Genomic DNA, 4,363 nt, shown 5'->3' on the forward strand with positions numbered 1-4,363 from the left:
CATTTGTTAGATTTACAAATGCATAAGGCTGCTTATACCTCTGCCCATTCGGGCATTATTTAAAGTGACAAACCCTGAGCCGTCATTGAATGCATACATGACGGAGTGCTCGTCCAAAATCTCTTTTAGCTTAGAAAGCTCCGGTGGAGATTTTGGCTCTACCACCCAAATGCTTGCAGTTAAGTAAGCTGGATTTGTTTTGTTTATAGTTGCGGAGAACTCAAAATCAGCAAGAGCTTTTAGCAGGGGCCGCAAGCCACCAACAAGAATATTTCTGCCGTTAAGCTTAGCCTCAAGAGAAATGACCATTGCCATTTTTGAGTAATCAAGCTGGTCAGTTTCAGGGTCGTCACTGTTTGTATACTTAATTAAATACTCCCCCTCGGGCAAATAGCCAGGGTGAAATTCTAAAACAGCCGCAAGTGCCTTGGGCTTGGAGAACATGACTTCGACTTGCTCTACGCTACCCATGAGAGAGACAGAGGTAAGTAGAATTCCTGTAGCGCTAATAAGCCATTTTTTCATACTGGCTCTATTAGGGAATTTGAGCTCTTCCATGCGCGCACTTACCTTGTTGTAACTCTAACGTTTGGTTAAGGGGCGGGCTTTAGCCTGTCCCAGTGAGCGAAGCGAACGGTTTGAACCACTAGTTAGGGATTCGCTGTCGAACACCAAGAGCAAAGCCCAGTGATACACATGCTGCAACTATCACATATGGTTGTATATGAAAAACTGAAAGTAAGCTTAAGTGCTCTGATTGTTGTGAGTGAACTATTGTGTCAGTTGTTGAGAAAATTATAGCGAATAGTGCAAGAATGAGGGTGGTTGCTTGTAATAATGGTAGAGCTGGATAGCTTCTCGCCATAAGAAGCGATACACCAAGAGTTGGGATTGCCCACGAGATAAAGTCAACTGCTAAAACTTTAGTATTGGGATTAAGTTTGCTTGTGCCTGAGAGTAAGGCGGCAATAAGAATGTTATTGCATAAAAATACAATGATCGAAGCTAATACTGATCGCAATATTTCTCGCATCATTTCGTTTTCCCTAACGTTTGGTTAAGGGGCCGGCTTTAGCCGGTCCCAGTGAGCGCAGCGAACGATTTGAACCACTTGTTAGACGTGGCCTTTAAGGGCGGCGATTTCTTGCTTTGCAATTTCCGTGGCTTTTTCTGAGCTCACTCCGTGAGACTCAATAAATGCACGTATTTGCTCGTAAATAGCTGGCTGAAGTGCAACTGCCTCTGCTTGCAGTGCCTCTAAGCGCTGAAACACAGCTTGGCGACCGTTATCGGTATACAAGGTGTCACCATCCTGATGCTGTGAGCGGTGCACTAACCAGTCACGCTCTTCTTTTAAACTTGAAAGTCTGGCGAAAAGATCGCCAGGTAACGAATTGTTCTCTTTGGCTGTGCGTAATGCCGTGCCAAGAGTTGCTCTTCTGTGCTTTTTTAGTAGCTCATATGCTGTATTTTCAGCTACAGCTCCAGGAGTTTTTATTTCTATTTTTAATGTAAGTAGTGTGTGAAGTGCGTCTTCAACATACTGAATGTGCCAAATGCATTTCCCTATGGAGTGGTAAAGAAATTCTAATTCTTCCGGATGTATTTGGCGACGCACGGCATGCTCCTACGTCTAACGTTTGGTTAAGGGGCGGGCTTTAGCCCGTCCCAGTGAGCGAAGCGAACGGTTTGAACCACTAGTTAGAGGCTTACTCACTGATTGGGTCGAAGAATAGTCCAAAGCCTTGCTCTAGGTAAGCTGCGACTTCAGCAACACTTTGCCTATTTGGAAGGGTTACGTCCTGTAGCTGAAGTGCCACGCCTCGACCGCTTGCGCTGTGAATTACATTTTCCACTTTAAGCAACGGATCAAAGTCTGCTCTTGAAGGGAATATGGATTCGTTCGGGGAATTAAAGAAAGAAATTATCTCGCCTGCTCTCGGTAGCGCGTCGACCTCAATATTTCCCGATATCACGCCTTCGGCCGATGGAGCAGAGGTGAAGATTGAAAAATCTATGTCGACACGCATGAACTGAATAAGCCTCTAACGTTTGGTTAAGGGGCGGGCTTTAGCCCGTCCCAGTGAGCGAAGCGAACGTTTTGAACCATTTGTTAGAGGTTGCTTGCTCAATGTTGAGTAATCTTTGCTTGAGAGAAATGGCCTTGCTCATCGAAGTAGATATGCAAATAGTCGTAATCAATTCCCAAACCGCTGCACATGCCAAGTGAATATTGATATTCCTGTTTCGTAAACTGTTCACTTGGCTCTCCAAGTAAAACAGCTACATCATTTTCAGTCATTTTGTTTGATAACAAGCCTTGTATGTCGCTAGCCATTCCTCCACGGTAGCAAGTGGCAGATTGTTCGTCGGATATTGCTGCGTGCCATTTTGTTTTTTCAAAAGATTCAGAGCTGAAAACTCCAGAGCTTGCATACCAATAAGCAAATACCAATAAAGATAAAAGTACTAGGAAAGTGACTCCTATAGAAATGAGTACCCATTTTATGAGTTTTAACGCATGCATCCGTGCAACCTCTAACGATTAAGCTAAGGGGCTGGCTTTAGCCAGTCCCAGCGAGTGAAACGAACGGCTTCAGCGCCTTGTTAGGCGTAGCTAATACAAGGTTCGCCGAACTCTTCCTTGAACCTGAAAATATCTTTACCAACGACAAATATTCTAAATCTTGGGTCATTTTGCGCTTGATATGCTGGTAAGTCATTACGTACAAACCGAATTCCCAGGTTAGAAAGCTTAGACTCCATTGCGTTTGCTAAACTTGCGCATTTGTAAAAACCTACGATGTGCCAGTGCTCCATTTTCATGATGTAATCGTAAAAAAATTTACATGCTTCTGACTCGGATACAGAGCTGAATATTGGAGAGTGGTCTATTCCGCGTTCCGTATAGAAAATTGACCATTCACCATTTTTTTTGCATAAGCAATACACGTCACTGCCACTGCTGTTGATTGCGAAGTTCCGAGCGCTGCAGCCTTCCGCAATTAATTTTTCATGCGTTTCGAAGGTGTTCATTGCTATGCCTAACGTTTGGTTAAGGGGCGGGCTTTAGCCCGTCCCAGTGAGCGCAGCGAGCGATTTGAACCAGTTGTTATACGGTTCACTTGAACTCGTATGCTGCAGTGCCACTTGGTTTCATTTTAATTATTACTGTTTCGTACTGGTGGCCGTTCTGTGCTTCTAATTTTAGTAGTTCCCGAGCTGCGTTGTGCGGCCCAAAAACGTTTGCGGGTTCAAATTTTAACGGCTCACCACTGTCATTTATAGTTGCACTGTATGAGCTTTTAGAGTTTGTGAGGCCATCTTCATATGTAATGGTGAATGTAGCTGTAACTTCAGTCCATTCTTTGGGTGCATCTATAGTCACATTTTCATATATGAAGCCAACCAAGCCATCAGTGGTGTAGTTTTGTGATATAGAAAAACTGCTCCATAACAGAGCTATTAGTAAAAGTATTACTTTTGACATGCATGGTTCTCAACTGACGTATAACGTTTGGTTAAGGGGCGGGCTTTAGCCCGTCCCGAGTGAGCGCAGCGAACGACTTGAACCACTAGTTAGGGGACCGCAGCCTAAAGCCTAGGAAAAATCCTAGCATTAGGGATAGCACAGTTGTCACGTATGGCGGCAAGTAAAATAATTGTACTAATAATATTTTTTGTGAAGTTGTAGCGTGGTTTATTGTTTCTGTTGTTAAAAAAATTAGCGCAAATGTTGTGAAGGTAATTGTTGTTGCTTTAAGCATGATTTTTGTAGGGAATACTTTTGCTGTAATGAGTGAAGCCACGAATGCTGGGATGCCCCAAGCGATAAAATCAATTACGATCGATGAGTGTTCTTGCGAACTCGTAAGTAATGATGCTGTAAGAAAATTGTTGCACAGAAATATAAATATCGATGCGATTATGGCGTACGACATTGCTCGGAGTGTGTGCATTTGTTCCCTAACGTTTGGTTAAGGGGCGGGCTTTAGCCCGTCCCGAGTGAGCGAAGCGAACGGCCTTGAACCACTTGTGAGATGCCCTACACCGAAGCAGGATGTTGCTCTTGTTGGTTTTCCAACAGGGCTAGTTTGTATTTTCCAAATTTTGCTTTGAGGAGCCAGCAGATATAGATATAAAAGAAAAATATTCCAGATACTAGACCGAGAACTGCGCCGCCAACACCTGCAATGCTTTCTATTGTTTCTTTGCTCCCTCCGGACAAGGCTACGATTAGCCCTACGACGAACCCAAATAGTGCTCCCAATATGGCGCCTGCAAGTCCGGATGCCACGCCTACTGTGAGTGCTCGCCAAAAGAAACCCCACAAAATTATCAGCCTTTCTTTGAAATTAAGCTC

The 4,363-nt window shown here is 43.9% G+C and carries 7 protein-coding genes; all 7 read right to left on the bottom strand.

From position 1 onward, the window contains the following. Positions 1–12 precede the first annotated feature (12 nt). Entirely contained in the window at positions 13–558 is a 546-nt protein-coding gene (locus tag NA619_RS24750; protein WP_255964415.1) for a hypothetical protein, read from the bottom strand. A gap of 556 nt (positions 559–1,114) precedes the next feature. Next, positions 1,115–1,618 (bottom strand): hypothetical protein, encoded by a 504-nt coding sequence (locus NA619_RS24755; RefSeq protein ID WP_255964416.1) that lies wholly within the window; start codon positions 1,616–1,618, stop codon positions 1,115–1,117. Positions 1,619–1,709: 91 nt separating this feature from the next. After that, a complete protein-coding gene (locus NA619_RS24760; protein ID WP_255964417.1) occupies positions 1,710–2,030 on the bottom strand; it encodes a hypothetical protein in 321 nt (106 codons plus the stop codon). 98 nt (positions 2,031–2,128) lie between these two features. Then, entirely contained in the window at positions 2,129–2,527 is a 399-nt protein-coding gene (locus NA619_RS24765) for a hypothetical protein (RefSeq protein WP_255964418.1), read from the bottom strand. Positions 2,528–2,607: 80 nt separating this feature from the next. Further along, positions 2,608–3,036 (bottom strand): SPOR domain-containing protein, encoded by a 429-nt coding sequence (locus NA619_RS24770; RefSeq protein ID WP_255964419.1) that lies wholly within the window; start codon positions 3,034–3,036, stop codon positions 2,608–2,610. An 85-nt stretch (positions 3,037–3,121) separates the two neighbouring features. Continuing rightward, a complete protein-coding gene (locus tag NA619_RS24775) occupies positions 3,122–3,490 on the bottom strand; it encodes a hypothetical protein (protein ID WP_255964420.1) in 369 nt (122 codons plus the stop codon). A gap of 555 nt (positions 3,491–4,045) precedes the next feature. Further along, positions 4,046–4,363, bottom strand: a 318-nt coding sequence (locus NA619_RS24780) for a hypothetical protein (protein WP_255964421.1), incomplete at its 5' end; no start/stop codon positions are given.

Origin of the sequence: Stutzerimonas stutzeri (genome assembly GCF_024448895.1) — a bacterium.
Lineage (GTDB): Bacteria > Pseudomonadota > Gammaproteobacteria > Pseudomonadales > Pseudomonadaceae > Stutzerimonas > Stutzerimonas stutzeri_Q.

Coding starts and splice junctions, on each gene's coding strand:
- NA619_RS24750 (WP_255964415.1), bottom strand. CDS start 558: ATGGAAGAGCTCAAATTCCCTAATAGAGCCAGTATGAAAAAATGGCTT.
- NA619_RS24760 (WP_255964417.1), bottom strand. CDS start 2,030: ATGCGTGTCGACATAGATTTTTCAATCTTCACCTCTGCTCCATCGGCC.
- NA619_RS24765 (WP_255964418.1), bottom strand. CDS start 2,527: ATGCATGCGTTAAAACTCATAAAATGGGTACTCATTTCTATAGGAGTC.
- NA619_RS24770 (WP_255964419.1), bottom strand. CDS start 3,036: ATGAACACCTTCGAAACGCATGAAAAATTAATTGCGGAAGGCTGCAGC.
- NA619_RS24775 (WP_255964420.1), bottom strand. CDS start 3,490: ATGTCAAAAGTAATACTTTTACTAATAGCTCTGTTATGGAGCAGTTTT.